Below are 26,958 nucleotides of genomic sequence, written 5' to 3' on the forward strand. Positions count from 1 at the left end.
CACGCCCGCTCCACGGTGTGTGGGTCGACGGCGGACGGGATGGGAGCTGGGGAGAGTGGTGGGCTCGGAACTGCAAGCACCTGGAGGCGTGGACCTTCACCTGATGCCGGTTGAAGAAAGTGCAGGAGTCCAGGAGGAATGATCGGCACCACCCACACGCCACGTGCGTGTATCCCGACCGACCGCCGGGATACACACCTTTTGAACCGTCGCAGGCAAGGACGCGCACGGTCTCACCGAGCGTCCCACTCGCCTGGCCCAGTTGACGATCCTGGTGACGACCGGGGTGCAGATCGTAGATGGGCGAACCTGCTTATGCGCGAGGCCGACGTACAAGCCCTGACTGGCCGTCAGCGAAAGCTGATATTAGTTGATTCGATGACATCTTGTGCGAGTTTCGATTCGCGCCGAGATGTGTTTCCCTGGTAGAGGGTGGCGATTACAGACACTGCACCACCTTCCACGGATCTCTAAATCTTCAACCAGTCCTACCGGGACACCCGAAGGCAGTTCCATCCTCAACTATCGCTCCCTGGAGGCGTCATGAGCGTGGAGCCGAAGAGTGACAAGTCGCTGGACCTGCTCACAGCAATCGTGAAAGGCGATGCCGAGATAGAAGACGGCATCGCAGAACTCAAGCGAGAGGGTATCACCTCTCTTGAGGAAGGCCTGCACATACTCAAAGAAGAAGCGGAGGCTAACGGGTCGGAAGGCGCCGTTGCAGGACCGGACTTTGCGAGTATGCGACGCAAAGCCGATCCATCAGTGGTCGCGAACATCAAGCATGTAGTCCCAGAGGTACCGTTCGTTCTTGACGGTACCTTCTACGACCCCGCGGCCATCGAGCGCTTCAACGGCCAGGAGCTTCACTTCTTCACATCACCCGGCAAAGATCACATGCTGGTCGTAGACGATCGAAACCTCATGGTTGATTGGCTGCAGTTCGAGTACTTCCAGAGGTACCGCGACATACCCAGCCTTCCGCGGAATCAGCGAATGAATCCCGGCGCTATTTGGTTCGAAGACGACGACTTGAAAGGCGGCCGCATTGGCTGTGGGCCGAATAGGGGGTTCTGGCGCCTGTCAAAGGTGAAATATGACCCCCTCTTCGGGGGCGACTGGAACGACAGAATCTCGTCATTCGAGATGTGGTCGATCGGCGTGGTCCAATTGTCCGACGCGAAGAACTTCGAGGGACCGCTCTGGTACCACGTCGTGCCGGCAGGGACAGGGTATGCCAGCGTTCGTAGCCTGAGGCCCTATGGATGGAATGACCGCACTTCCTCCTGCGGAGACTGGTAGCAGATTCAACGGCAGTACGTCGATCCCGCCGTGTCCACGCTGCTGCGCTTTCCTGGAGGCGTGCGGGCATTCGGGACCTGGCGGCGTGGACCTTCACCTGGTGCCGGTTGAAGAAGATGCAGGAGTCCAGGAACGAATGATCGGCACAACCCACACGCCCTCTTCGCGCCGGGACAACCCACTGACGCGGGCGACGTCGCACGCGGGCTGAGGCCTAGGCGATTGGTCGACCCTGAAGAGACCCCGTGATCGACCTGACAGAGATGAGGCCCGATCTCAAAGTCGGCGCTCCATCGATCATCCGGTAGCCTTCTTGTCCAGGCAGGTTAAGGCTGGACATGGCTCGGCTCTGCATGACAGGGCAGGCCACGGCTTGGGGCGGGTGGTTCCCTCGGGACCGCCCGCCATTGTCTTTCAAGGACCGCCTCCGTGCCACTCTCGTGCCAGAACAGGCGGGGAGCAACGGGGAATCACGGTGAGCAAGAGGCCGACACCCGCAATCGGCCTGAGGTCGGTAAGCAGCAGGTCAGTGGCATGATCACCTAACCTCGCTCCTAAAGCGGGTGTCGCAGGTTCGAATCCTGCCGGGGGCACAACGCTTTACCGCTCTGACCTGGGGTTTCTCCCCCAGGGAGGGCTCCTATTCGGCCTCGGACTCCTCGTCCGGGGCCGTTTGCGTGAGCGGTGCGTGAGCGGACGGAGAGTTGATCTCCGGAATTTCTCCCAACCGATCAGCATCATCCAGCACGGACTTCGGGCCGGGATGTTCCGTGTCGTGGGGCTCGGGCTCCGCTTCGGGGGCGGTGTTCTCGGAGGTGGCGCGGGCGCGCGGGACGAGCCGGGCTGCGGCCTCGGCGATCGCCAGGTCCGCTTCGGGGAGCAGGCTCGTGTACGTGTCGGCCGTGATGGTGATCGAGGAGTGGCCGAGCATCTCCTGGATGTCCTTCAGGTCGGCCCCGGCCGCGTGGGCGAGGGTCGCGGCGCCGTGGCGGAGGTCGTGGAGCCGGACCGGTGGGAGGCCGATCTTCTCGTACAACTCGATGAACCGCCGTGTGACGTTGGCGGGATGGAGCATCTCGCCGTTCTCCTGGGTGAAGACGCGTCCGGTCTCCACCCAGGCGCTCCCCCACTCCTTGCGGTCCTTGTCCTGCTGGGCGCGGTGCCGCTTTAGAGCCTGGACCGTGTCGGAGTCCAGCGCGATGGTGCGCGCGCCAGCGTCGGTCTTGGGGTCGTCCTCGTACACCTCCCAGCCGTCGACGACGAGTTGCTTGGCGACGGTGATGAGACCAGCGTCCAGGTTGGTATCGGTCCACTTCTGGCCGCACGCCTCGCCCCGCCGCAGCCCGCGGAACGCGATCAGGTGGAAGAGCGCGTACAGGCGGTCCTCCGCGACGTGGTCGAGGAAGAGGCCGGTGTGCTCCGGCGTCCAGACCATCACCGGCGACGGCTTCTCGCCGGTGCGCTTCCAGTGGAGGATGCGCTCCTCGGTCCACACGAGAGCCTTGGGCCGCTTGCCCGCGTCCAACTCGACGTGGGCCGCCGGGTTGAAGGTGATGAGCTGCTGGGCGATCGCAGCGTTCAGCGCGGCCCGCAGGGTGGAGCGGACACGCTGCCGCGTGGCCGGGCCCACGATGCGGCGATAGGGCTCCATCTCGGCGATGGCTGCCTTCATCGCCTTGCGGCGGGCGCGGTGCTCGCGCCCCTTCCAGGCGATCTGGGCGAGGTCCTCGAACGCCTTGCGACGAGCTGCGTTGCCCTCGGCGATCTCGACGTTGGCCTCGGCGATGGCCTCGAACATCTCCGACAGGTGGGTAACCCGGAGGCGGTCGAGCCGCAGGTGCCCGATCCGCGGTTTGAGGTGCACCCGGATGTTGCTCTCGTCGCGACTGATGGCGCTCTGCCGCCCCTTCTTGCCCGCCAGCCACATGTCCAGCCATTCGCCGACCGTGAGTCGGCTCGTCAGGTCCAGGCCGTGGCTGAGACGCCTGCGGGTCGCCTCGATGTCCGGCAGCGGGGCCTTCTCGTCGGCCACCTTCTCCAGCAACTCGGCTATCTGGGCCAGGCCCTCGGCGTCGTCGGCGTCGGCCAGGCCGACGAGCGCGCGCACGTGGTCGAGGTCCGCCTGTGCAGCCTTGAGGGAGTCGTAGCCGGCGCGGCTGAAGGAGCGGCGGGTGCCGTCCTCGCGGGGCGGGAGCTCCTGGCGTATGGAGTACGAGCCGTGCTTGCGGCTGGAGAGCTTGGGGCACTTCTTGCCGAGCGGCTTGCCGGTGTGGGGGTCGCGGCAGTAGCAGCGGCGGTGGGTGGAACCCTTCAAAGATCGTTCTCCTCGGTGGGGTCGGTTTCGGGCGGGTCGACGTCGTCGAGCTGCGGGGGCAGGTGGGGTGGGGTACCGCCGGCTTCGCGGATGGCGTCGCGGTGGCGGCGCAGTTCATGTTTGGCGTTGGTGGCCTGGTCGGCGTACCGGGCCAGAGCGCGTTCGGCTGCTTCCCGTTGGACGCGGTTGGGGGCGGTCTTGACCTTCCAGCGCTCGTAGTCCTCGCTCTCCACGGCGGCCAGGGCCGAGCGGACGTCGAGGTCGTGGGCCAGGAAGTGGTCGAGCATGTGGTCGGTGGCGTCTTCAGCCGGTGAGTTGCCGGTGAACCACTGCAACGCGTCCCAGGCCGGTTGCGGGTCTTCGTAGGGGAGTTGGCGGACTTCGTCGACGTAGCCGACGGGGTAGATCAGGCTGATCGGGGACATGCGCAGGGCCTTCGCGAGGACCATGATCTCGACCAGGGGCAGGTTGGCGCGGCGGCCGGACTCCATGTTGGCGATCACGTTGCGGGGGATGGGGTAGCCGATCTCCTCGCACCTGTCGGCCAGATCCTGTGCGCTCCACCCCAGTTCCTTCCGTCGTCTGCGGACCTCGCCGGCCACGGTGGCCATGACGTGGTCCTCCCATTCGAGGTCGTCGACCTCGGTGTCGTCCTCGTATCCATGGTCGGAACGGCGTTGTGCCATGAAGACACATTAACTTGCCTAGCGTTGATTCCATGGCCTGGAGACGAGCGCGATCGTCGTGTTCGCCGAGGGCTCAGTCATGGATGGAGCGCGTATGCGCGAGTACGAACCCGTTGGCCGGGTGAAGGGCATGAGCCGTGAGGAGCTGCTGGAGCTTCCCGCTGCCGTTGACCTGGAGACGGGCAACCGGGCGTTGGGGCTTGGGCGGAGTAAGGGGTACGAGCTGGCGAAGCGCGGCCAGTACCCGTGCAAGGTGCTGCGGTTGGGCAATGCCTACCGGGTGGTGACTGCAGACCTGTTGGCCTTGCTGGGCTTGGCCGCGTGAGAGCGGGGGACCGTAGCAGACCATTCTGCGCTGAGCTGACACAGAAACGCTGGACTGTTGCCGGGCGTGGACGTACGGTCCGTGTTCCCTCGCGCTGGCCTGGTGCCCGCGAGAAAGGGGTGGGCCCCCGGCGGTGCAACGCCGGAGGCCCGAGCAACCCCGAACGGCCCTGGAAGAACCAACCCGGCGGCAAGGGCGTGCGAGCCCGCCACCGCCAGACGAGGAGCTGCCGAGTGCAACCCGAGAACCCCGAGCCCTATTCCACCCCCGCGCAGGCCATCTGGCCCGCAGCGGCCATCCCCGGCCGACCCGGCGCCCACCTGCGCGCCACGAAGGCTGACAGCGCCGATCCGAGCCCTAGCGGTGATGCGGACGCCCGCAGCGCCGACGAGGCCAAGACGTCGAGCGAACTCGTGGAGATGCCCGATGCGGAGCCGACGCACGGCTCGAAGCTGCTGGACGAACTGCGCGCACGGATAGCCCAGTTCGTGATCCCGCCCTCGCCGGAGGCGCTGGACGCGATCACCTTGTGGGTGGCGGCGACGCATCTGCAGCCAGCGTGGCAGCACGCCCCTCGGCTGGCGGTGGTGGGACCGGCGAAGCGGTGCGGTAAGTCGCGTCTCCTGGACGTGCTGACTGAGACGGTGCACGAACCGATGCTCACCATCAACACCACACCGGCGGCTATCTTCCGCTCGATCACCGAGGACAACCCGCCCACGCTCCTGGTGGACGAGGCGGACACCATCTTCGGCCCGAAGGTCGCGGAGAAGAACGAGGAGACGCGCGGCCTGCTCAACGCCGGTCACCAGCGGGGCCGTTACGTGACCCGGGTTGTGGGCAACGACCACACCCCGCACCGCTTCGCGACCTTCGCCATGGCGGCCATCGCGGGAATCGGTGACCTGCCCGACACGGTCATGGACCGGGCGGTGGTGATCCGTATGCGGCGCCGGGCCGAGGGCGAGAAGGTCAAGCCCTTCCGTTCTCGCCGTGACATCCCGGCCCTGCATGATCTGCGCGACCGCATTGCCGCGTGGGCCAGGCCGCTGCTGGACGAGGCCGCGGACCTGGAGCCGGACATGCCGGTCGAGGACCGTGCCGCGGACACCTGGGAGCCCCTGGTCATCGTCGCCGACCTGGCCGGCGGGCGCTGGCCCCGGCTGGCGCGGGTGGCGTGTGCGCGGATGGTCGCCGCCGAAGTGGCGGCCGAGGAGGACCACCCCAGCGGGGCGCGGATCCTCGCCGACATCCGCCGGGTCTTCTACGCCCAGCGCGAGGTGGACAGCCTGTCCACCGAGGAACTCCTCCACCACCTGCGCCAGGACCCCGAGGCTCCGTGGGCCGAGTGGGGACGGGGCGGGCTCACCGCGCGTGAGCTGAGCAGGATGCTGCGCGCGTACGAGATCAAGCCTGGCAACGTGCGCATGGCCGACCGGACCCAGCGCAAGGGCTACATGCGCAACAAGTTCCTCGACGCCTGGCGCCGGTACTGCCCCACCGTCCACCCCGTCGACGCTGACACCACTCGCGGCAAGGACTGAGGCCCGCCCCCTGGTTGCCGTACTTGCCGTCCCTGCCGTGATCTCGCAGGTCACACGGCCTACAGGCAAGACGGCAACCGGGGCCAAGACGGAAACGCGATCATCAATCGCACCCCTGCCGCCAAGACGCCGCCCGTATCCGTCTTGTGCCGTCCGCCGCCGTCCTGCCGTATCGCCGCAGGTCGCAGCCCTGCCCACCGGGACGGAAGACGCAACGCCACCGTCCCGACTCAGGGCACGGCCACATCGACACCAGGCCCGCCAGGACGTCCCGCGCTTGTTCCGTCTCGGAACAGGACGCATGCAGCGCTCGCAAGACGGAGGGCCGAGGCGGTTGCCGTACCCGCTGTGACCTGCGCCTGCAACGGCCAAGACGCCAAAGACGCCAAAGACGCACCACACCACCACCCCAGGAGTATCCCGCTTGAGGCTCCCTCTCATGTCCCGTCGCCGAGACCGCCCGCCGCGCGGCGACCAGCCCGGTCAGGAGCAACCAGCGAAGACGAAGCTCACTGCGGAGCAGTACGTGCTCCGCACGGCCGGCATCGTCATCGTGGCCCTGACCGCCGGGGCGTTCTGGCTCTCCTACGCACACCTGGCCGAGGTCGCCGCCCAGCACGGACTTCGCGACTCGCCGACCCGCCGATGGGCGTGGCCCGCGACGCTGGACGCGTTCATCGTCGCGGGCGAGCTCCTCATGCTCCGTGCGGGCCTGCGCCGCGTCACTGACAAATGGGCCATCGGCGTCACCGCCATCGGATCATTCGGCTCCATCGGGCTCAACGTGGCCGGGGTGACCGGCACACGCGACGTCGGCAGTGTCCCGTTGCTCGACTACGTGGTCGCCGCGGTTCCCCCGGCCGCCGCGATGGTGGCCTTCGGCGTGCTGATGCGGCAGATCCATGAGCTCGTCGCGCGGCCTGTCGTCGACCATTCGGCCCCCGGTTACGCGCAGATGCCGCAACCACCGGCCACCACATCCGTCCACCCCGCCGAGCCGTCGGCCACCACGGTCGGCCAGTCCGGCGAGGCTCCGGTCGAGCACGTCCGGCCTGCCGGTCTGCTGGTTCAGCCCGGCCCGGCCGCTGAGCCGTCGGCTGCCGTATCCGTCCAGTCGCGGGAATCGCCGACCGACGCTGCAGCGGGCAAGGTGCGCGGTGGCCGTCCGCCCGGCGCCCCACTCCAGGCACTCGTGGAGATCGGCCGGGCTGCTGCCGCTGAGCAGGGCAAACTCACCCGGGCCGTCGTCCGAACGGCAGTCGAGGACAAAGGGCTGACGGTCGGCAGCAAGCGGCTGACCGAGGTGATGGCCATCCTCCGAGCCGAACTCGAAGCCGCAGCCGAGACCCATCGGCCCAGCGGCTGACCGGAACCGCCGCCGGGTGACCGGAACCCTTCCGGTCACCCGACCCGCCGGTCACCGCCCCCACGTATCGCGTGATCGTCCACACCTGTGGATGAGGTGGCAGCCGTCCGAACTCCGTCTGATCTTCGCGCTGCCCCGCGCGCCCTCCCCACGCCTTTCTGGAGAACCGTCCATGACGCACGACCCGCTCCACCCCGAGAACGCCCCGGACGAGCTGCCGCAGCTGACGAAGTCCCCTACGCTGATGGACCGTTGGCGCCGTGCGTTCGGACGGGCAGCCCCGGGCGGAGCAAGTTGTCGGGTAAGGAGTCCTTACCCGGCCTCCGCCCCTGGGGTGGCGGAGGCACCCGTCGCCGAGGGGGCGCCGGAGTCGGCCGGCCCGGGGGAGCCGACCGAGGGAGGGGCCGTCGAGCCGTCGTCGAACGCGCCGCAGACTTCCGCGCCGCGTCGTCGTCTGCGTGACAAGCAGCTGCGTGAGCGCCGCGTTCATCCCCGCTACAACGACGACGAGTTCGAGCTCGTCCAGAAGGCTGCTGCCCTGAGCCGCATGAAGCCCGGCGGCTACGTCGCCGAGTGCGCGCTCGCCGCCGCCCGCGCCGACGACCCCACCGCAGCCGTCGCCGACTACCGCACCATGGTGAAGACCCTGATGGCCGCCAACCGGCAGCTCGCCTGGCTCGGCAACAACCTCAACCAGCTCACCTGGCACCTCAACAAGGACGGCGCCTGGCCCCACCCCGACACCGTCCAACGGCTCCTGGACCGCGTCGAGGCGTCCATCGCCGCGGTGGACACCGCCGTCGCCCAGATCACAGAGGCGCGGTGAACCATTGATCCCGAAGATCATCCTCGGCAAGGGGCCACACGCCACCCGCCGCACGATCGGCTACCTCTTCGGCAAGGGCCGGGCCAACGAGCACATCGACCCACACCTGGTGGCTTCCTGGAACGACTTCGCCCCCGACCCTGGCCGCAGCCCCCACCGCGACCCGAAGGAGGTGGAGGCCCAGCTCGCCGCTCAGCTCGACCAGCCCGTGAAGATGCTGGGCGACAGGGCACCCAAGTACACCATGTGGCACTGCCCCGTCCGTGCCGCACCCGAAGACCCGATACTCACAGACGACCAGTGGGCCGACATCGCCCGCCGGATCGTGGCCGCCGCCGGCATCGCCCCCGAAGGCGACGCCGAAGCGTGTCGCTGGGTGGCCGTCCGCCACGCCGACGACCACATCCACATCGCCGCCACCCTCGTCCGCCAGGACGGCCGGCGCCCCCAGCGCGACTACGACCAGCGGGCCGTTCAGCGCGAAGCCCGCCAGATCGAAGTCGACTACCGGCTGAGGCGGTTGAAGCCGGGCGACGGCACCGCTGCCAAGCGCCCCACCAGCAAGGAGCACTTCAAGGCCAAGCGCCTGGGTCAGGAAGCGGCCACCCGCGATGTACTGCGCCTGCGGGTCCGCCGTGCCGTCGCCGCAGCAACGGACGAGGCCGAGTTCTTCGCCCTGCTGGAGGCCACTGGCGTGACCGTGCGCCTCAAGCGCGGCCCCTCCGGCGACGCGCTCGGCTGCAACTTCGCCCTGCCCGGTGACATCAACGACAAGGGCGAGCCCGTGTTCTACGCCGGTTCCACCCTCGCCGGCGACCTCTCCCTGCCCAAGATCCGCCAACGCCTCACCAACACGACCCCCGAACCGAAAGCCGTCCGGCCGGGCAACCCCTGGCACCAGGCCACCGCCGCCACCGAACGCATCCCCCACCACCTCACCCGCAGCAGCGACGAAGTGGCTCAGGGCCAGCTGGCCGCGCTCGGCGCAGCATTCGATCTGCTCCCGCTCACCGCCCCCGCCACGGTGCGGGCCGAACTCGAACGCGCCGCCGTCGCCTTCGAGCGCGCCACCCGCTCCCGCATCGCTGCCGACGACGCCAGTGCCTGCGCCCTGCGCCGCAGTGTCCAGGCGATCTGGAAGGACCCTGCACGACATGGAGACGGTGCCGGCCTGGCGCTGCTGCTGGACGTCGCGCTCACCGCGGTCGCCTACGCGATGCACTGGCACCGCACCCGTCAGCACACCCAGCAGCAGGCGGCGGCCGAGCAGACCCTCATCTACCTGCAGGCCGCGTACGTGCAGATCGCCGGACCGGTACTGGCTGGCCTCGCCAGCCGGGCACCCAGCCCGCAGACCAAACGCCGCTACGCCCACCACGTGCAGCAGGCAGCCCCCGAGCACGCCGAAGGCATCCTGACCGACCCCGTCTGGGACGCCCTTGCCACCGTGCTCGCCGAGGCGGAAGCAGCCGGGCACAACGCGGCCACGGTCCTCGACCGCGCAGTCAGCCAGCGCACCCTGGACGACGCCCTCAGCCCCGCCCGCGCCCTTACTTGGCGCGTCCGCCGCCTCGGCGAACGCCACGCGCCGGGACCGAGAGCGCAGGCAGCAAATGCCCGTCATGTGCCAGAACACCCAGCCGTACCGCCTGCGCAGGAGCATCAGGCTCGGCGGCGTTGATCACGAGGGTGGAAGCGGCCATTGAGGGCCGTTCGGGTTCCCGAGCCAGACCATCTGCGCATCGCGGGAGGCCGTCACCCCGAACGCGGCGGTACTCGGTGAGCCGTACTCCTCCCAGGTGGCCACCGCCGACTCGATTGCGTCCCAGAGGCGGCGCGGGCCGCCCTGGCGGACCTCCCAACCGTTGTCCGTGGGAGCGAGGACGGCGAACGAATCAGTGCCGCTGTCCAGCACGAACGTGCTCACCGGAGCGGCGTCGACCGACATGGAGAAGAAGCGGGCATCTGGCGCCGCGAGCTGTGCCATGAAGCCGGGCCCCGAACTGGTGAGGACTTCCGGCCCGTACGTGACCTTCCGCTTCGTGCCAGCGTCGGGCCCCGGCACCGTGCCGAGGCTCTCCGGCGCGTCCTGCTGGCGGGCGATCATGAAGCTCGGTTCGTCCTCACTGAACCAGCCGCTCGCGCTGGCGCCGGTGACGATGAGCTTCACCAGGCCGAGGGAGCGCATCCAGCCACGCAGAGTGGTCAGGATGACGCCGCCGGGCGGCACTTGCTCCAGCCAGGCAGGGGGGATGTTGCGGAAGCCGCACGTGGCAATCAGCCGGTTGTAGGGGCCTCCGTCGAGGTGGCCGACGCGGCCGTCGCCCACCACCAGGTCAGGGGTATAGCCGGACCTCGCGAGAGCCTCGCGGGCTCGCCGTGCCACACCTTCGTCCGTCTCGATCGAGGTCACGGCCTCATTGCCAAGCCGGTGGCACATCAGTGCAGTCGAGTAGCCGGTGCCTGTCCCGACTTCCAGTACGTTCATGCCTTCGTGTACGTCCAGGTCTTCGAGCATCCGGACCACGAGGCTCGGCAGAGTGGACGACGAGGTCGGGACCGCGTTGGTGATCGGCTTCGGATCGGCCCAGTCGATGTCCCGGCCGTCGAACTGGGTCATCCAGGTCTCGTCGGAGTAGACGAGCCGGAGCCACTCTTCGTGGCCGACGTTCGCCTCGGTGACCGGCTCCCAGGTGGTGACACCAAGGCCGTCGCTTTCCCGGTAGAAGCGCGGAATGAACACGTGGCGGGGCACGGCCTCAACGGCAGCCCGCCACTGAGGTGACCGCAGCCAGCCGTCCTTCTCCAGTCCGGCGGCCAGCTGCCGTCGGAGGTCGGCTGCCGTTGTCTCGGCATCAGGCTCACCGGCCACGGAGTCCTCCTTCCAGGAGATCGGCGAGTGCCGCGGTCATGGGCAGCCCGGTCGGCGGCTCCATCCATGCCCACTGCCCCGAAGGATTGCACTCGATGAAGACCCACTCGCCGGAGTCGGTCAAGGCGAAGTCGAATGCCCCGAAGACAAGCCCGAAGTGCTTCAGGTAGGCACGCATGGCATGCTCCACCTCGGGCGGCGGGGTGACGGGCGTGTATGTGTGGGTGCCGTAGTCGGTGCGCCAGTCGAGGAGGCCGGAGTCGATTCGCACCGCGAAGACCTGCTCGCCGATGACCGTCACTCGGACGTCCGCGACCTTGTCCACACACTTCTGGAACAGGTGCATGGTGCCGGCCACCGCGTCGTCGATCTCGTCGGCGGTCACTTCGGTTACGGGCACAGTCTGGGCCTTGCCGTCGACCAGGTAGAGCGGAACCGAGATGGGTTTGAAGATGGCCGGGCTGTGATCCTCGATGAACGCCCGCGCATCGTCAGGCACATTGGTAATCAGCGTGGGCGGCAGGGTGAAGCCGGCCGCCGCCGCGGTCGCGAGCCCGGCCGGTTTGTACTCGGCGTCACCGATGCGGTTGGGGTGATTTACGTACAGGCAGCCGGGCAGCGAGGTGAGGATGCCACCCAGCCCGTAGCGCGCGTGCGCGATGGCGAACCGCTCTTCCTGCCTGTCGAGGTAGGGGAAGGCGAACCCAGAGGGGCGCCGGTAGTACATGGACCTCACGGCGCCCAGGTCGGCTCGCCGACTCGGAGTCTGCACGCTTCCTCGCCACCTGTCGGTGTCGCCGATGGAGGCGGAGCACGACAGAGTGGCCGGGAAGTCACCGGAGTCGAACCGCACGACCGGGACACCCCGGTCGTGCAGCTCGGTGATCACAATGTCCGCGGTCGGGTCGTCGAGGTTCGTGACGACCAGGACCGGACGATCGTCGTTCGTCACTGGAGTCACTGGTCGGTGTCGTTCCCCGTGTCGCTGTCCGGGGAGTCACTGTTGCGGTCGCCCTGGCCCGTGGTGCCAGTAGACGGATTGGTACCGGACGATGTGCCGTGCCCCGGAGACATGGTGGGCGCTCCGGCCGCGTCCAGGTACCGGGCGGTCTGCGTCGCCGGGTCCAGTTCCACCGTCACGTAGTCCGGCGCCGCTACGAGCGGGTATGGGGCGATGCGGCGCAGGCCCCAAGGAGCGGCGGTCAGGTGTCCCTGTGGCAGCGGGCTGCCGGTGGGGAATCGGTCCATGTAGTTGAACACGGTCTTCCTTTCTCCGGGAAAGTTCTGAGCTTTGGCCTGCCTTGTTCGTCCGCCCAGCGCCTCGGACATCGAGTCGCCAAGCGGAAGTCGTGGAGCGCCGGTCGCCCCTTGGAACCGGGTCAGCCCGGCGCGAGAGCTTCCCGGCGCATTGCCTCAAGCACGCGCGCAAGGAGCACTACCTCCGGTTCCATGGACTCGACCGCGACTCGGCCGTCCTCATGCCACCGGTTGAGACGCCGCTTGTACTCGATCTCCGCCCCCGTGGCTTCGGCTCGGATTTCCCCAAGTGCATGGGCCGACTCCATGTGCAGCCTGAAGAGATCCACTGGGGTGATGCGCAAGGGCTCAGCGAATATCGCGGTGCCGGGGTCACTTGTCGAGCGGAGTGGGCCGAGGATGATGAGCTCCACGCACGCTTCCGCGCTGGGTCGTCCACCAGCTCGTCAGCAGGCATCAGCCGTAACACCACGCGAGGTCTCAGCACTTGGCTGGCACTTCCAGCTCGGCCCACACGACCTTGCCCCAGCGCTTCCGGTCGTATCCCCATCTCCAGCTAAGGGCCTCGACCAGGAGCAGGCCACGCCCCTCCTCGGCATCGTCGTCGGGGCTGCCCAGCTCGGGGCCTTCCCTGCAGGTGTCGGCGACGCCGATACGCACCACGCCCTGGCTGGGACGCGTGACCAGGACACGAACGTTCCGGCACCGGGTGTGGTCGATTGCGTTGTTGACCAGCTCAGCCACGATCTGCACCCCGGCCTCAGCCAACTCGCCTATGCCCCAGGTGCTCAGTGCGGCGGAGACGAGCATGCGGGCCCGGCGAGCGGATTCCGGCTCGCACGGCATCGTCTCGGTGTAACCGGGGGTGCCGGTCGCAGTAGGTCGGGCTGCGGTCATGGTCACAGGAACATCCCTCCGGGGGTGGACGCCCGCCCCCGCGACGGGGTGGCGCCGGGGCGGGCTCTCCTCCATGCCGTCGAGGAAAGGGGAATCAGGACCTCGACGGGCTGCTACCGAGTCAACGGCCTGTGGCCCGTGAGGAACAGGAAAAGTCGTGCCCGCGCTGGCCGCCCCGACCCGGAAGACTTTGCGTTCCCGTGACCTGGTGTCTGGATCGGTCGGTGACCGCCGGTCTACGGTCAGTGGCATGGGAGCGAACGCCATCCTCAAGAGCCGGATGGATGAACTCGGGCTCACCCAGGATGAATTGGCTGGTCGGATGAACACTGCGCTGGCAGAGATCACCGGCAGGCCCGGCGACGTCTCCGCCCGCACCGTCCGCAACCTGCTGAACGGAACGTCCCGCCGCCCCATCGGCCGCACATGCGCGGCGCTGGAGCGGGTGTTCGGCTGCCCCGTCGAGGACTTAGGGTTCAGCGCACCACGCACCATGCACCACCCGCAGGAGGACCCTGTGCGGCGTCGAACCTTCATCGCCTCGGCCACCGGGACCGCAGCTGGCGCGGTTCCACTGGTCGCCCAGCGCCGCACGGTCGGCATGTCAGATGTGGCTCGGGCCGCCGCCGGGATGAACGCGCTCGTAGAAGCCGACGACCGCCAGGGTGGACACGTGGAGTTGGAGAAGGCGGCGGCGAAGGGTCGTGACGGCGTACTGGAGTTGCAGCAGCGCAACGCCGGTGAACGCGTCCGCCGAGCCCTGTACGCGCTGGCCGCCGAGTACTCCACCATCGCGGCCTGGTCCTGCATCGACGCCCGCAACCTCGATCAGGCGCAACGGCACCTGAACGAATCCGCGACGTACGCCGGCCTCTCCCAGGACGGCCCCACCGAAATGCGGGTGTGGGTCAACCTGTCCATGCTCGCCTACCAGCGCCAGAACTGGCCGGAAGCGCTCGCGGCAGCGCAGGCCGCACAAGCCTCTCCGGCCGCACGACGTGACCCGTTCTTCGACTCCCTGGGTCGCGTCCGCGCCGCCCTCGCCTACGCGGCACTCGGTGATGGCCGCATCGCCGGGCGATCCCTCGGATCGGCCCAGGACGCCTTCACCAAGACTCCGGAACGCGAGCGCCCACGCTGGACAGCCTTCTACGGCCAGGCCGAACTCGATCACCTCGCCGCCATCGTCCACTACAACAGCGGACACCACACCCACGCTGAAGCCATGGCACACCGGGCCCTGGCCAAGATCCCGGAGCCCTTCCGGCGCAACAGGGCGCTCGCAACGGCCCAGCTCGCCCTCGCGCAACTGCACCAGGGCGACGCCGAACAAGCCACAGTGACAGCCGCTGATGTCTTCACGATCATGGACGGCGATCCCATGCCCGGCCGGATGCGCACGCTCATCGGCGACTTCCACCGGGGCCTGTTCGCCCTGTCCCCCTCCACCTCCTACGCACGAGACTGGGCAGACCGCATGCGCACCGAATGGAGTCGAGCGTGACCGACCTACGTCACTTCCAGCACGGGAGCCTCCCCGAAGGCTTCCGGCAGATGCTCATCGACGTGCACGCCGACGCCTATGCCGACCAGATGGACGACCCCTTCCACCAGCGCTTCGCCTGGTTCGTCGACCACTGGACCGGCATGGAGGGCTTCTCCTGCGTCGTGGCTTACGACGGAGAGGAGCCCGCTGGCTTCGCCTACGGCGCCCCGCTCGCCCCCGGCCGGGAGTGGTGGCGCTCCACGGGCTACGAGCCGAAGACCGGCTACACCTCTACGTATGCCGTGTCCGAGGTGATGGTGCGCCCTGGCTGGCGCAAGCAGGGCATCTCCGAGCGATTGCACGAGGCGCTCCTCAAGGAACGTACGGAAGACCTCGCCGTGCTCCTGGTCGACGTCACCCACCCCAAGGTGCGGGAACTCTATGAGTCGTGGGGGTACGCCAAAGTCGGCGAGCAGCAGCCGTTCGCCGACTCACCGGTGTACGCGGTGATGGTCCAAGACCTTCGGGGCTGAACCGCTCCGGGTGTCCCACCATTCAGGCGACGGTGAAAGCCGATGATTTGGGAGATCAGGTGGCCCATGGCTACAAGCTTCTAAACTCGGGCAGAGTCATTCCCGGCCCATGAGTTGGGCTAGTAGTGCCACCACCGCAGTGGCTCCCACCAAGGCCGCCCCGACTTCGGGCGCATGCAGGGTCAGGGCGACGACGAGGACTCCGACCAGCAGGAGGACTGCGAGGCGCACGCTGATCTGTTCCATGAGGATCTACCTTCCGTGTGGCACCGACTGAGTTGTGCATCCAGCGTGGGCGCTTCCCAGATGGCCCTGACGGCTCAAGACGATCGCTGACAGCATTGGCCAAGAACAGCCGCTGAGTCACAGGCGTGACAGATCCTGACGCCCGCGAGTGCAGGCACCAACGCGCCTGATTTACAGGACCTGACGCAGAAGTACCAGGAGGGGGCAAAGATAGTGGCCGCTCAGCCGTGGAAGAGGCCCGATCTCTCGGACCAGCCTGACCTAAAGAAGCTGAACGACGAGCTCCACGATCTGAGGCTGGACGCGGGGCTCCCATCAGCGCGGACTATTCGCGACTGCGTCGGAAAGGATGCGCAGGACTACTGGATCGTGAATCACCAAGCAGTGTTGGACACGTTCCAGAAGCCGGACTTACCGCCGTTGGGCCGACTTGAGGTCATCACCCGTGCCCTGGCCGAATTCGCTCGACACAGCGACGTAGACGGCGAAGTTGATCGCTTCAAGGGCCTGTGGAAGCAGGTCGTCAGGGAAACAGTCGCCCAAGCGTCAGTACACCCTCCGGCAGAGACCACAGCATCCGCCGGAGATGATGGCGCGAACGACGCGACTGCCCCTTCCGAGGACTTGCCGAAGCAGGACACCGAGGCCCCGAACCGGCAGGCAGCAGAAGAGCCACCAGCCGGCGCGGAGACACCGACCAACGCCAGCCAAGACTCTGTGCAGTTCAACTACGCGCATGAGTCATTGAAGGGACTAATCCTCAACGCGGCGCAGGCCCTGTGGCACGACAAGGATGCGTTGAGAGTGTTCCTTGGTGTAGTGCGCCGTAGCGAAGGCTTCGTCAGGATGGCTGACGCCGCGGAGGAGCAACGGCCAGCGAACGCAACATTCTACGGCGTGAAGAGCAGAGAGTTTGAGGTGGACCACTCTCCGGCGCGGCTGGAGTTGGTCACGCTGCATCGCCGCCTTGACGAACACAGGCTGAAGCGCAAGTGGTCCTTCACTGACATGGAGGAGCAGACGGGCATCTCGTCGGATGCGTGGATCCGCTGGTACACCCACGATGAGCTGCCCGAGCGGGAGGCACTTGTCGCCTTCTCCCACATGGCGAGCCTGACGCAAGAAGATCACGTCCTGTTGCTCGGCCTGTGGGACGCGGCGCATGATGCGTTGGAGGCGCAGAAACGCTCTGCGTCCTTGCCATCCAGCATCAGCTTCGATGAAGCGTGGACACTGCGCGACCCGGCGGCACCGAGGTTGTGGGCACTTGCGGGTGTCGGGGGCGCCGACCTGACCGCCTATGGCCCCGATCTGGCCTCTGGCACGGCTCCCGCGTTCGTTGTGGCCGGGCCCGCAAAGTCAGGTCGCTCCACGGCACTGGTGAACATCGCACGCTCTTTGCTCGCATCTGGCACCCAGCTCGCCTTAGCCACGCCCAAGCCGTCGCCTCTTCGGGAGTTGGCTGATCAGGTCGGCGTAGTGGCTTGCTTCGATCAAGGCGACATCGGGCACGACGAACTTGAGGAGGCCCTGGCAGTGGCATCCATTGAGGAACCGGTGGTTGTCGTGATGGACGACGCTGAGGTCTTGGGCGAGTGCGATGCCCAGCGTGTGCTGCGAAACCTGTTGGAACACGGCTTCGCCGAGGGTACGGCGCTGGTCCTGGCAGGCAATGAGGACAAGCTTGGGCCGAGCTATCGCTGGCTGGGCAAAGCAAAGAGAGCCCACCGCGGACTCCTACTGTCTCCTCAGGAGCGGCACGCCGGTGATTGGATCGGTATCAAGACGGGTGACTCCGTTATCGGCAGTCCTGTCGCTCCTGGCCGGGGCTGGCTCCACCTTGGGGACGGCAAACTTATGGCAGTGACCGTGCCGCGGTAAGGGCTGCCACCTGATTGGGCGGCACCCTCTTCTAGTAGCCCACGTCGGCTCATCCTTCGGTGTCGTAGGCGGTGCGGACGAGGCGGATGACGAGGATGCAGGGCGAGGCGGAGAATCCCGACCTCTATGGGTGTAAGCATCCAGGCGTGGATCCTTCGTCCATGAGGTGGTGTCGGGTTCTTCGTGGCTGGCGTAGACGCCGCCGGGACCAGGGTGAGTTCGGCTGACGGGTGTGCCACGTGCGATACCGAGGCCGGTTGAGCAGGTACCGACGGATCATGGGTCCCACAGGTGCCCGAGCACCTCGGTGGAGACCACATCCGGTGAATGAAATCCAGCCGTATGGTTTCAACTCACCTTCAAACACCCCGGCGCACTGCCACACTGCTCGGCAGGACGAGCAGCTCGTCCATGCTGACCTCGGGGGAGGGTTCGCGATGGCGCAGTACCGCAAGGGGCATTACCGGGCAGCCACATACGTCAGGCCGACAGCGGTCTCAAGGCGGGCGAAGAAGCCTTCCACGTGGACCATCGTGGCTGCAGTGATCGTGGCCATCGCCCTCTGGAATACGATCTTCGGAAGCGACTCGGACGAGCCTGGCACAACACCCCAACAGATAAGTCCAACTTCCCAGGTTTCCCAGACCCCGTAGGCACCGAGGATTAACGCGCCTTTGGTCTCCCGATACGGCTGGTTAGCCTCCGCCAGGCGCCTCCTGTCCCTACAGCAGGCTTCGGAATCTGACCTTCCGGCGGCTGCACAGCGCCACTGAGGCTCGATTGTTCCGCCCGAAGTCTCGTCCAGGCTGCGTGCCATTGCTCCACCTGCTCGTCCGGCACACCGCAAGCGGACAAGAAGGTTGGCACAGCCGTCCATGTCCTGGGCAGGGTCTCGCGAGTGAGCAGATTACTGACGCTGCCTTCCGAAATCCGCCCACCCGACCGTTGGCTAACCGCCTTCTGGGTCAAGCCGGACGTCTGACGAACGTTCTGAAGCCTGGCGATAAACCCCTGGACAGTGCGGATGCCCTCCGGTGCAGGCCAAGTGCGGCTGATCAAGTCCAGGCCGGCGGAGGTACCTACAGGAGGTCCAGGCAGGAAGGCTCGATTCCGTCCAAGTGCCAGTCGAGCGCTGGTGTTTCTGTTGCGAGCTTGCGGCATGGGGCGTTGCTTGGCTCCGAGCGCGAGGCGCAGGTGCCGGTATACGGCATCGAGTTCCAGCAGCTCCGGCCCACCAGGTATGCCTGTGCGAAGGACTTCCAGGAGCTCGCCGGTGAAGGCCGTGTAGGTCTCGCCGGGCGGCGCCAGGGCGTAACTCGTCTCCGACGCTGCTGCCAAGAGGTAGCTTCCATCCACAGATGCCTGATCCACCAATTCCGGCGGGCCGGCCATCGCCCCGAGGGCCAGGCCGCCGAAGCAGCAGTCCAACACGATCACTTGCCGCTCTGCCGGACCATCCAGAACCGCTTGGCGCAAATAGTCGTAGGGAAGCCCCGACTCCACGCGCTGCTGATGCGACTTGGGCAACGCAAGCTGCAAGGCGTTCTGCAGGTCGATCAACCCGTGTCCTGCGTAGTACACGAGCAGCGTGTCGCGGGCCTGCTTGGCAGCGGATCTGAGTTCCGCCATCACTTCATCGTTGGATGCCGGGTTCGAAACGACCACACAGTTCTGCGACGGCAGGCCCCAGGAAGCGGGAAGACAGAGGGCATCAGCAAGCGCGGTGAGGTTGTTAGCGACGGCCGGAAGCTGCTCCAGGTGATCAAATCGACTGGAGCCGATCAGGACGGCCCGTGATGCTCCTGGGTCGGGCAGCACAGTCACTCGCCCTGCCCCTCCCCGTCCTGCCTCTCGCTCAGGATCCGGATCACGCGCTCCACTTCTTCGTGGCTGCAGTTCGTGAGCGAGACGGTGGTGTCGTCGCGGCTGATCGTGATATGGGGATTCTGCGGTCGCGTCCGCTTCCACGCCACGACGGCCATCACGAACGAGGCCGCACTCCACCCGTTCTCGGTCACCAGTTTGATCACCTCGACAGCGGATCCCATTTGCCCTGGCTGAAGTGACGCCTCCTGCAGCTCCAGGGTGGTCGATCGGCGCACACCCGCGTCACTCCGCAGCCAAGTGTGGAGTGAGCGCAGGTCACTCGCACCGTGTTCCATACGCAGATCAACGCGCACAACGCCCCCTGTCCCCATACCAACTATTCGCGCTCGGCACCTGCGATCCCATCGTCGGCCAAAGTCGCAGCCCGCGAGAGGCGTTCGCCGGAACGATGTGCCGTGCCATGCCGGTGACCGGTCGCTCTGTTGCACAGACATCCTTGCGAAACGGATTCAGCACACATGAGGCCGGGAAACCCCGCGAACACGTGAGAACTACGGAGGGGAGTTTTCCCAGGCCAGACGTACCTCAGTCAACGTTTCCGCAGGTCAAAGCCCTGCCCAGGGAAAACTCCTAAAGCGGGTGTCGCAGGTTCGAATCCTGCCGGGGGCACAACGCGTTACGCCGCTGACCTGGGGTTTCTCCCCCAGAGAGGGCTTCTACTCGGCCTCGGACGTCTCGTCCGGGGCCGTTTGCGTGAGCGGTGCGTGGCGGTCCGGATGTGTTCGTTCACTACAGCGAGCTTCAGGTGCAAGGCTTCCGTGACGGAGTACCCCGGCCCGGAGCTGTCTTGGTCTCGTTGCCCGGGTCTCCGGTGAGAAGGCAGCTCTGCTTCCACCGCCGCAAGGGCTGCGGCAGCGGCGGACGCGATCAGGGCACGGTGCCGCTCATCGACCGTGGCTCGGCGAGGGTCGGGACGACGCTTACTCCCTCCCGCCGGCCGAGCGGGCGCCGTGACGGCGTGTCCGGTGCGCACGTCTGGCCAGAGCGCTCTCGTCGAGTTGCTCGGGCGTGTCGTAGTTGCGCCAGCCGGTGAGGCGTCCTTCCGCGTTGTACCTGGCCGACAGTCCGGGAGGATCCATGTGATCTTCGTGTTCCCGGACCAGTTTCTGGGGCAACGTGACCACTGCTGCGACGCCGTGGGGGGATGACCTGCGGAGCTGGACGCGGATGCCGTGGCGGCCGGAGAGCCGTCCGATGACGAACATGCCCATGCGCCGCGCCACCGCGACGTCGACGACTGGGGGGTTCAGGAGCTTCTCGTTGGCCTCCGAAAGGTCCTGCGTGGACATGCCGATGCCGTTGTCCCGGATTTCGACCTTCGCGCCGCCGCCGGACAGCAGTCGGCACGTGACGAGCACTTCGGTGTCCGGCGAGGAGTACGTGGTCGCGTTCTCCAGCAGCTCCGCAATGAGGTGGACGATGTCGTTCACTGCCCGGCCGTCGACGTCCGCGGTGACCAGTCCGCGCAGTTGCACCCGCTGGTACTGCTCGATCTCACTGATGGCCGCCCGGAGGACGTCCACGAGCCGGACCGGGGCGCTCCAGCGGCGCCCCGCCTTCTCGCCTGCGAGGACCAGTAGATTCTCCCCGTTGCGGCGCATGCGGGTGGCCAGGTGGTCGACCTTGAAGAGGGCGGCGAGCAGGTCGGGGTCCTGCTCGCCGTTCTCCAGACGGTCGATCAGCTCCAGTTGCCGTTCCACGAGGCCGTGGCTGCGCTGCGAGAGATTGACGAACATCGAATTGATGCGGCCTCGCAGTTGGGCTTGTTCGAACGCCAGCCGTACGGAGTTGAGATGGACGTCGTCGAACGCGCGGGCTACACCGCCGATCTCGTCGCTTGAGTCGATGGCCGTGGGCTCGACCTCGATGGGCTCCAGTTGCGCGCCGCTGGAAACCCGCAGCACCCGGACCACCTCGGGCAAGCGGCGTTCCGCGATTTCGAGAGCGGAAGCGTGCAGGGTGTGCAGCGGACCGACTATGGACTGCACAAGGGCGTACGACACGCCGAACGTCAGCAGGAGGATCAACAGCTCGACGAGCGAGGCGATGAAAACTGAGCGCTCGGCCTGGTGCTGCTCGCGCAAGCTCTCCTCTTCGAGCGATCCGACGAGCCGCTTCTCGACCACTCGCATCAGCTTGAGCTTGCTCGTCACGGTGTCGATCCATGTGTCGGCGTCGAGGCGGAGGCGGCCGGTGCCCTGCTGGGCGAGCGCCTGCTTCTGGAGCGCCTCCGCCTTGTCGACGTCCCCTCCGGTGACGGTGCGCTCATAGAACTGGCGCTGGGCCGGCGGCGCACTGGACCTGAACTGGTCCATCAGTGCCTGTTGCTGCTGACGGGCGACGGCCAGTCCCTGGGCCTCGTTCGCATCGAAATGTCCCTGGGTCAGTACCCCGCCGAGCAGCGCGCGTTGCAGGGAGACCCTCTCCGTGGCCCCGGCGAAGGTCTCGAGCGCGTCAGCCCTCACGGCGAGGCCCTGGTGGGCGATGTCCGGCGCGAGGAGGTCAAGGGCGTCGGTGAGTTCGGCGATCAACGGCGTGTATGCGTAGACCACTGACGGCGTACGCATTTTCGACTCAGCTACCGTGTGGCGCAGAGATGCCACCTTCCGGCCAATGGTGTCGAGCACCGCGAGCCGGGTGTCCAGGGCTGGGTGCGTCCCGCGGTGAGCCTGTGCGGCCTCTGCACGGACCCGGGCGAGCGCCGCGTCCACCTTCGAGCGCTGCGTTTCGAGTCGGCTGTTGTCGCCCGTACGCCCGGCCGCGACGTGGAGCGCGGTGAGGTCGCGTTCGTCCTGGATCTCGTCCAACAGCCTGGTGACCTTGTCGATGACAGGGACGAGCTGACGGGCGTTGTCGATGTCGTGTGCGTTCTGCACGGCTGATCCGATCCGCAGGCCGCCGAGTACGAGCGCGGTGACGATCGGGATGACCACCACGGCCAGCAGTTGGGTGCGCACACTCCAGTCACTCGGGGCGAACCCCCTCCGGCTGCCGGCCCGTTGTCCTTGCACTTGCCCTCGCACCTACTCCCCGCCGTTGAACGTGCTCGATTCAGGGGCGCGTCCACGCATCGCGGACGCGCCGCGCATCGCGCGAGTGCGCTTGTCGTGACGTCGATGAATGAGGCCAGGGCCTCGTGCGTCCTCCGGCAGGTGCCTGCGGACGCGAACTACGCGTCGTTCTCGGAGCTGTTCGAGGCCGCGACCGCGTCGCCGGCGGCGGTCGCTGTGGCGATCCGCTCGGTACCGGGGCTCAGGCGTCCTTCGTCTGTGCCGGCGGGGGTGGGGCCTGGCGTCGACGGGGAGGTTGACCGTGCCGGCGGCGAGGCCGCGTCGGCCGCCGTGGGCCAACCGAACGTGCAGGAGGACTACTGATTACTGTCTGCGCCGTCCCGGCACCTGACCGATACGGCCGTGATCGGCCCCGAATCGCTGCGGCACACGCGGGATACGACCCTCAAGACGCCGCCCCCGCACCTGGCCACTCGCGCTTCCGCTCGCCCGCCGAGCTGACGGTCGCGAGGGCGGACAGAATGAGCACGGTCGACGCCGCGCCGGGGTCTTCGTGGCCGATGGTGCGGGCGCCGAGATAGCTCGCGCGGCCCTTGCGGGCCTGCATGCCGGCGGTCTGCTTCAGGCCCCACACGGCGGCGTCGGACGCCGCGCGGGTGGCGCTGATCAGGTCGCCGCCGGTGTCGATGACAGCCTGGTAGGCGGTCACGGCCGGACTGAGGGCGTCGATCATCGTCTTATCTCCCTCCAGCGCCGCGCCGATGCGCTGGATGCCGGTGAGGGCAGCCGCCAACGCCGCCCCCAGTTGTGCCGCGGAGACGTCGGGATCCTCGCCCAGGGTCCGAGCAGCCTGCCGGAACCCGGTGCCGTACAGCGGCCCCGAGGCCCCGCCGGTCTTGCTGATCAATGCCCGGCCGACAGTGGCGAGCACCGCACCGGGGGTGGACGGGTTGGTTTCGTCCAGCATCGCCACCGCTGCCTGCAGGCCACGGCGCATGTTGATGCCGTGGTCCGCATCGCCTACAGCGGAGTCGAGACGGGTCAGATGCTCGGCGTTCTCGGTTACCGATCGGGCGGCCTCATGGATCCAGGCCCGGAACATGATCGCGTCCATCGTCGTCCCTCTCCCTCGCACGGTCTTGTACGGTCAGGCACGGTCTGGCGTCGGGGGCCGAGGCCGCTCAGCGTCCCCAGCGCAGTGCGGGGGTCACGACCGGGGCATCCCACAGATGGGTGAGCTGTGGCGTGAGCCGGCACACCGTGATCGTGCAGCCGGCCATCTCCAGGCTGGTGACGTAGTTGCCGACCAGGTTGCGGGTGATCCACACGCCATGTCCGGCGAGCCACTCGGCAACGGCGGCGTACACGACGTACAGCTCGATCAGCGGGGTGCCGCCCAGGCCGTTGACCATCACGAGCACTCCGCCCGAGAGCGGCATGTCGGCGTGGATGGCGTCCAGTGCGACACCGACGATCTCCCTGGCGGGGGCCAGCCTGGCGCGGGCGCGACCGGGCTCGCCGTGGATGCCGATGCCCAGCTCGATCTCGTCCTCGCCCAGCTCGAAGCCGGGTTTGCCCGACGCGGGCACCGTGCACGGCGTGAGCGCCACCCCGAAGGATCGGGACCGGTCGTTGACCTCCTGGCCCAAAGCCGCGGTCGTGCGCAGGTCCGCGCCGAGTTCGGCGGCCGCACCGACGATCTTCTCCACGAACACGGTCGCCCCGGTGCCGCGTCGGCCCGCCGTCCACGTGCTGTTCTCCACGGCGACGTCGTCATTGACCACGACGCCCTCCACCCGCACGCCGTCGTCGGCGGCCAACTCGGCTGCCATCTGGAAGTTCAGTACGTCGCCGGTGTAGTTCTTCACGATGTGCAGGACACCCGCCCCGCCGTCCACGGCCCGGGTGGCAGCGAGGATCTGGTCCGGCACGGGAGAGGTGAAGACCTCGCCGGGACAGGCCGCGTCGAGCATCCCGTACCCGACGAACCCGGAGTGCAGCGGTTCATGCCCGGATCCGCCGCCTGACACCAGGCCGACCTTCCCGGGGGTGGGTCCGCCCGCGCGGGCGATGTAGCGGTCGGACGGGTTGACCGTCAGCGAGGGGTGCGCGGCGGCCACACCTACGAGAGCGTCGTCGAGCACGTGATCGGGCGAGTTGATGAGCTTCTTCATGCTTCAGGCCGCTTCTTCCCAGGGCAGCGAAGGCCGGCAGCACTGCTCGACGAGTCGCCAGACCTCTTCGGGGGTTTCGCGGGTGAGGGCGACGGCGGCCAGGGAGGCACAGGTGTCGTGACGGAGCCGACGGATGCGGGCCCGGACCTCGTCGAGGGCGGCGGGGCCGACCGAGAGGCTGTCGCAGCCGAGGCCGATGAGGAGGGGTGTCACGAGGGGGTGTGCGGCGGCGTCGCCGCAGACGGAGACCTGACGATCGTGGCGGTGGGCGGCGGTGACGACACGGGCGATGGCGTCGAGTACCGCGGGGTGTGCCGCCATGGCCGGGGTCGCGGTGGGGTCGCGCCGGTCCAGGCCCAGGATCTGGCAGGTGAGGTCGTTGCTGCCGATGGAGAGGAAGGAGGCTTCGCGGGCGAGGTCGTCTGCCGCGGCGACGGCTTCGGGGAGCTCGACCATGATCCCCAGAGGTGGCATCGGAACGCCGGCCTCGGTGGCTGCGGCATGCAGGAGGCGTCGGCAGGCGCGCAGTTCGTCGACGCTCGCGACCATGGGGATCATGATGCGCAGGTCGGTGTCGGCTCCGGCGCTGAGCAGGCTGCGGAACTGGTCGGCGAACGCGTCCGGTTGGGCGAGCATGAGGGGAAGGCCGCGCCCGAGCCGCCCGCCGTCACGGCCCTCGGCGAGGAACGGCGGCAGTTTGTCGTCGGCGAAGTCGAGCGTGCGAGCCGTGACGACCTGCCCGGCGAGAGCGCGCAGCACAGGGACGAGGGTGGCCGCGTGCTGTTCGCGGGTGGGCCAGGCGGGACGGTTGAGGAAGGGCAGCTCGGTGCGGAGCAGGCCGACACCTTCGGCACCCGTGGTCAGGGCCGCGCGGGCCTCGGCCGGGGTGGCCACGTTGGCCCGCAGAGCGATGCGGTGCCGGTCGAGTGTCTCGGCGGGCAGGTGGCGCTCTTCGGCGAGGGCGAGCCTGCGGGCTCGGGCGGTCTCCATCGCTCGTAGGGCCCTGGTGCGTTCCTCGTCGTCGGGGTGGGCGACCGCGCTGGCCTGGTCGGCGTCGAGCAGGATCTCCTGCCCGTCCGGCAGTTCGAGCAGCTGGGGGTCGACGGCCAGGAGGAAGGGGATGCCCCGCGAGCGGGCGACGATCGCGGCGTGGGAATTAGGGCCGCCGGTCACGGAGATGGCGGCGGTGACCGTCTGGCCCGGTTCCAGCAGGTCGGCGGCGCCGATCTCGTGGGCGACCAGGACGAGGGGCTGGTCCGGGGCGGGGCCCGTCTCGCCGTGGAGGTGGGCCAGGACGCGGCGGCCGACCTGCCGGACGTCCGCGGCGCGTTCGGCAAGGGTGGGATCGTCCAGGGCGGCGATGGTTCCGGCGTAGGAGTCGATGGCCTGCCGGACGGCAACGGGTACCGGCTGCCCGTCGTTCGCCCTCTTGACGGCCTGGTCGCGCAGATCCTGGTCCTGGGCGATGTAGCCGTTGACCTCCATGATGTCGGCCTGTTCGTCCTTGCCCTGTTCCCGCAGCGAGGTGGACAGGTCGAGCAGGCGGGTGGCTACGGCGTCGAAGGCGTCGGTGATCTGCTGCGTGGGGTCGCCCCCCGCGCGGTGGGGCAGCGCCGTTCTCGTGGGTGGCCGGTCGGTGCGGTGGACGAAGCCGAGGGCTATGCCGGGTGCGGCGGCATGCCCGGTGTAGGTGCGGCTGTCGGTCATCGGTCCCCCAGCGTCTCGGCGAGGGCGCGGAAGACGAGGGCGGTGGAGGTGGCGCCCGGGTCCTGATGGCCGATGCTGCGGGCGCCGAGGTAGGAGGCGCGGCCCTTGCGGGCCTGCATCGGGGTGGTGGCGCGCATGCCCTCTTCGGCCGCGTCGGCGGCTGTCACGGCCGCGGCGGCCAAGTCGGCTCCGGCGTCGGCCTGTTGCTGGAACGCGGCCAGTGCCGGAGCGTAGGCGTCGATCATGGTCTTGTCGCCGGGTGCGGCCGCACCGAGCTTCTGGACGCTCGCGAGGCCGGCGGCCAGGGCGGCGGCGAACTGCCGGGTGTCGGCCGTGGAGGTGTCCAGGGCCTTGCCGATGGCGCGGAAGGCACCGCCGTAGAGCGGTCCGGAGGCGCCGCCGACGGTGGAGATGAGGGTGGTGCCGGCTTTGACCAGTACGGCCCCGACGGTGTCCGGCTCGTAGCCGGCCAAGGCCGTGACGGCGGCGGAGAAGCCGCGGTGCATGTTGGTGCCGTGGTCGGCGTCGCCGATGGCCGAGTCGAGCTGGGTGAGATGGTCCTTGTGCTTGTCCACGGCGGCTGCGATGGCCTGCACCCACGTGCGGGCGAGGTCGGTGTCCACGGAGTCTCCGTTCATGGTCGG

At 67.9% G+C, this 26,958-nt stretch carries 24 protein-coding genes; 9 read left to right on the top strand and 15 right to left on the bottom strand.

All coding sequences use genetic code 11. The annotated features are described in order from the left end of the window. Window positions 1-543 precede the first annotated feature (543 nt). On the top strand, window positions 544-1,302 hold the full coding sequence (locus tag ACIA8X_RS29380) for a hypothetical protein (protein ID WP_399459496.1): 759 nt from the start codon (window positions 544-546) through the stop codon (window positions 1,300-1,302). 640 nt (window positions 1,303-1,942) lie between these two features. Here the strand turns inward: ACIA8X_RS29380 and xerC are convergent. Both xerC and ACIA8X_RS29390 read right to left on the bottom strand, forming a co-directional pair. Then, window positions 1,943-3,616, bottom strand: coding sequence for a tyrosine recombinase XerC (gene xerC / locus ACIA8X_RS29385; protein ID WP_399459497.1), 1,674 nt, complete (start codon window positions 3,614-3,616; stop codon window positions 1,943-1,945). Then, on the bottom strand, window positions 3,613-4,302 hold the full coding sequence (locus ACIA8X_RS29390) for a helix-turn-helix domain-containing protein (RefSeq protein ID WP_399459499.1): 690 nt from the start codon (window positions 4,300-4,302) through the stop codon (window positions 3,613-3,615). The genes xerC and ACIA8X_RS29390 overlap by 4 nt, the downstream gene beginning before the upstream one ends. Window positions 4,303-4,396: 94 nt before the next feature. On the opposite strand from ACIA8X_RS29390, the gene ACIA8X_RS29395 reads away from it, so the two are divergent. The 5 genes from ACIA8X_RS29395 to ACIA8X_RS29415 all read left to right on the top strand — a co-directional run bounded on the left by ACIA8X_RS29395 (window position 4,397) and on the right by ACIA8X_RS29415 (window position 10,044). Continuing rightward, window positions 4,397-4,627, top strand: coding sequence for a hypothetical protein (locus tag ACIA8X_RS29395; protein WP_399459500.1), 231 nt, complete (start codon window positions 4,397-4,399; stop codon window positions 4,625-4,627). A gap of 233 nt (window positions 4,628-4,860) precedes the next feature. Then, entirely contained in the window at window positions 4,861-6,171 is a 1,311-nt protein-coding gene (locus tag ACIA8X_RS29400; protein WP_399459501.1) for a DUF3631 domain-containing protein, read from the top strand. Window positions 6,172-6,610: 439 nt separating this feature from the next. Continuing rightward, window positions 6,611-7,537, top strand: a complete 927-nt coding sequence (locus tag ACIA8X_RS29405) for a DUF2637 domain-containing protein (protein ID WP_399459502.1) — start codon at window positions 6,611-6,613, stop codon at window positions 7,535-7,537. Window positions 7,538-7,871: 334 nt separating this feature from the next. Further along, window positions 7,872-8,363 carry a plasmid mobilization protein gene (locus ACIA8X_RS29410; RefSeq protein WP_399459503.1) on the top strand — a complete coding sequence of 164 codons (492 nt, stop codon included), beginning with the start codon at window positions 7,872-7,874 and terminating at the stop codon, window positions 8,361-8,363. Between the two features lie 4 nt (window positions 8,364-8,367). Continuing rightward, entirely contained in the window at window positions 8,368-10,044 is a 1,677-nt protein-coding gene (locus ACIA8X_RS29415; protein ID WP_399459504.1) for a mobilization protein, read from the top strand. Here ACIA8X_RS29415 and tgmC read toward each other — a convergent pair whose 3' ends face one another. The 5 genes from tgmC to ACIA8X_RS29440 all read right to left on the bottom strand — a co-directional run bounded on the left by tgmC (window position 10,045) and on the right by ACIA8X_RS29440 (window position 13,389). Then, the gene (tgmC, locus tag ACIA8X_RS29420; protein WP_399459505.1) at window positions 10,045-11,235 is read right to left on the bottom strand and encodes an ATP-grasp peptide maturase system methyltransferase; all 1,191 of its coding nucleotides are present in this window, start codon (window positions 11,233-11,235) and stop codon (window positions 10,045-10,047) included. Then, a complete protein-coding gene (gene tgmB / locus ACIA8X_RS29425; protein WP_399459506.1) occupies window positions 11,225-12,187 on the bottom strand; it encodes an ATP-grasp ribosomal peptide maturase in 963 nt (320 codons plus the stop codon). The genes tgmC and tgmB overlap by 11 nt, the downstream gene beginning before the upstream one ends. Window positions 12,188-12,192: 5 nt before the next feature. Continuing rightward, window positions 12,193-12,495: a putative ATP-grasp-modified RiPP gene (gene tgmA / locus ACIA8X_RS29430; RefSeq protein WP_399459507.1), complete on the bottom strand. Its 303-nt coding sequence runs from the start codon at window positions 12,493-12,495 to the stop codon at window positions 12,193-12,195. A 119-nt stretch (window positions 12,496-12,614) separates the two neighbouring features. Then, window positions 12,615-12,905, bottom strand: a complete 291-nt coding sequence (locus ACIA8X_RS29435) for a hypothetical protein (protein ID WP_399459508.1) — start codon at window positions 12,903-12,905, stop codon at window positions 12,615-12,617. A gap of 67 nt (window positions 12,906-12,972) precedes the next feature. Continuing rightward, window positions 12,973-13,389, bottom strand: a complete 417-nt coding sequence (locus ACIA8X_RS29440; RefSeq protein WP_176181113.1) for an ATP-binding protein — start codon at window positions 13,387-13,389, stop codon at window positions 12,973-12,975. Window positions 13,390-13,639: 250 nt separating this feature from the next. Between ACIA8X_RS29440 and ACIA8X_RS29445 the strand changes: the two genes are divergently transcribed. Continuing rightward, window positions 13,640-14,893: a helix-turn-helix domain-containing protein gene (locus ACIA8X_RS29445; RefSeq protein WP_399459509.1), complete on the top strand. Its 1,254-nt coding sequence runs from the start codon at window positions 13,640-13,642 to the stop codon at window positions 14,891-14,893. Next, window positions 14,878-15,408, top strand: a complete 531-nt coding sequence (locus ACIA8X_RS29450) for a GNAT family N-acetyltransferase (protein ID WP_399459510.1) — start codon at window positions 14,878-14,880, stop codon at window positions 15,406-15,408. Before ACIA8X_RS29445 ends, ACIA8X_RS29450 begins: the two co-directional genes overlap by 16 nt. A 96-nt stretch (window positions 15,409-15,504) precedes the next feature. On the opposite strand, the gene ACIA8X_RS29455 is transcribed toward ACIA8X_RS29450, so the two are convergent. Further along, window positions 15,505-15,654 (bottom strand): hypothetical protein, encoded by a 150-nt coding sequence (locus ACIA8X_RS29455; RefSeq protein WP_399459511.1) that lies wholly within the window; start codon window positions 15,652-15,654, stop codon window positions 15,505-15,507. A gap of 213 nt (window positions 15,655-15,867) precedes the next feature. On the opposite strand from ACIA8X_RS29455, the gene ACIA8X_RS29460 reads away from it, so the two are divergent. Further along, entirely contained in the window at window positions 15,868-17,535 is a 1,668-nt protein-coding gene (locus ACIA8X_RS29460; RefSeq protein WP_399459512.1) for a hypothetical protein, read from the top strand. A 663-nt stretch (window positions 17,536-18,198) separates the two neighbouring features. Here ACIA8X_RS29460 and ACIA8X_RS29465 read toward each other — a convergent pair. From ACIA8X_RS29465 to dhaL (ACIA8X_RS29495), 7 genes are all read right to left on the bottom strand, one after another. Continuing rightward, window positions 18,199-19,359: a caspase family protein gene (locus tag ACIA8X_RS29465; protein WP_399459513.1), complete on the bottom strand. Its 1,161-nt coding sequence runs from the start codon at window positions 19,357-19,359 to the stop codon at window positions 18,199-18,201. After that, window positions 19,356-19,733: a hypothetical protein gene (locus ACIA8X_RS29470; RefSeq protein WP_399459514.1), complete on the bottom strand. Its 378-nt coding sequence runs from the start codon at window positions 19,731-19,733 to the stop codon at window positions 19,356-19,358. Before ACIA8X_RS29470 ends, ACIA8X_RS29465 begins: the two co-directional genes overlap by 4 nt. Window positions 19,734-20,342: 609 nt before the next feature. Next, window positions 20,343-22,379 (bottom strand): nitrate- and nitrite sensing domain-containing protein, encoded by a 2,037-nt coding sequence (locus ACIA8X_RS29475; protein WP_399459515.1) that lies wholly within the window; start codon window positions 22,377-22,379, stop codon window positions 20,343-20,345. A 499-nt stretch (window positions 22,380-22,878) separates the two neighbouring features. Continuing rightward, window positions 22,879-23,547 carry a dihydroxyacetone kinase subunit DhaL gene (gene dhaL / locus ACIA8X_RS29480; protein WP_399459516.1) on the bottom strand — a complete coding sequence of 223 codons (669 nt, stop codon included), beginning with the start codon at window positions 23,545-23,547 and terminating at the stop codon, window positions 22,879-22,881. 67 nt (window positions 23,548-23,614) lie between these two features. Continuing rightward, window positions 23,615-24,607, bottom strand: a complete 993-nt coding sequence (dhaK, locus tag ACIA8X_RS29485) for a dihydroxyacetone kinase subunit DhaK (RefSeq protein ID WP_399459517.1) — start codon at window positions 24,605-24,607, stop codon at window positions 23,615-23,617. Window positions 24,608-24,610: 3 nt separating this feature from the next. Further along, window positions 24,611-26,314: a phosphoenolpyruvate--protein phosphotransferase gene (locus ACIA8X_RS29490; protein WP_399459518.1), complete on the bottom strand. Its 1,704-nt coding sequence runs from the start codon at window positions 26,312-26,314 to the stop codon at window positions 24,611-24,613. Further along, entirely contained in the window at window positions 26,311-26,952 is a 642-nt protein-coding gene (dhaL, locus tag ACIA8X_RS29495; RefSeq protein ID WP_399459519.1) for a dihydroxyacetone kinase subunit DhaL, read from the bottom strand. Before dhaL (ACIA8X_RS29495) ends, ACIA8X_RS29490 begins: the two co-directional genes overlap by 4 nt. Window positions 26,953-26,958 lie beyond the last annotated feature (6 nt).

This window comes from Streptomyces sp. NPDC051738 (assembly GCF_044453205.1).
GTDB lineage: Bacteria > Actinomycetota > Actinomycetes > Streptomycetales > Streptomycetaceae > Streptomyces.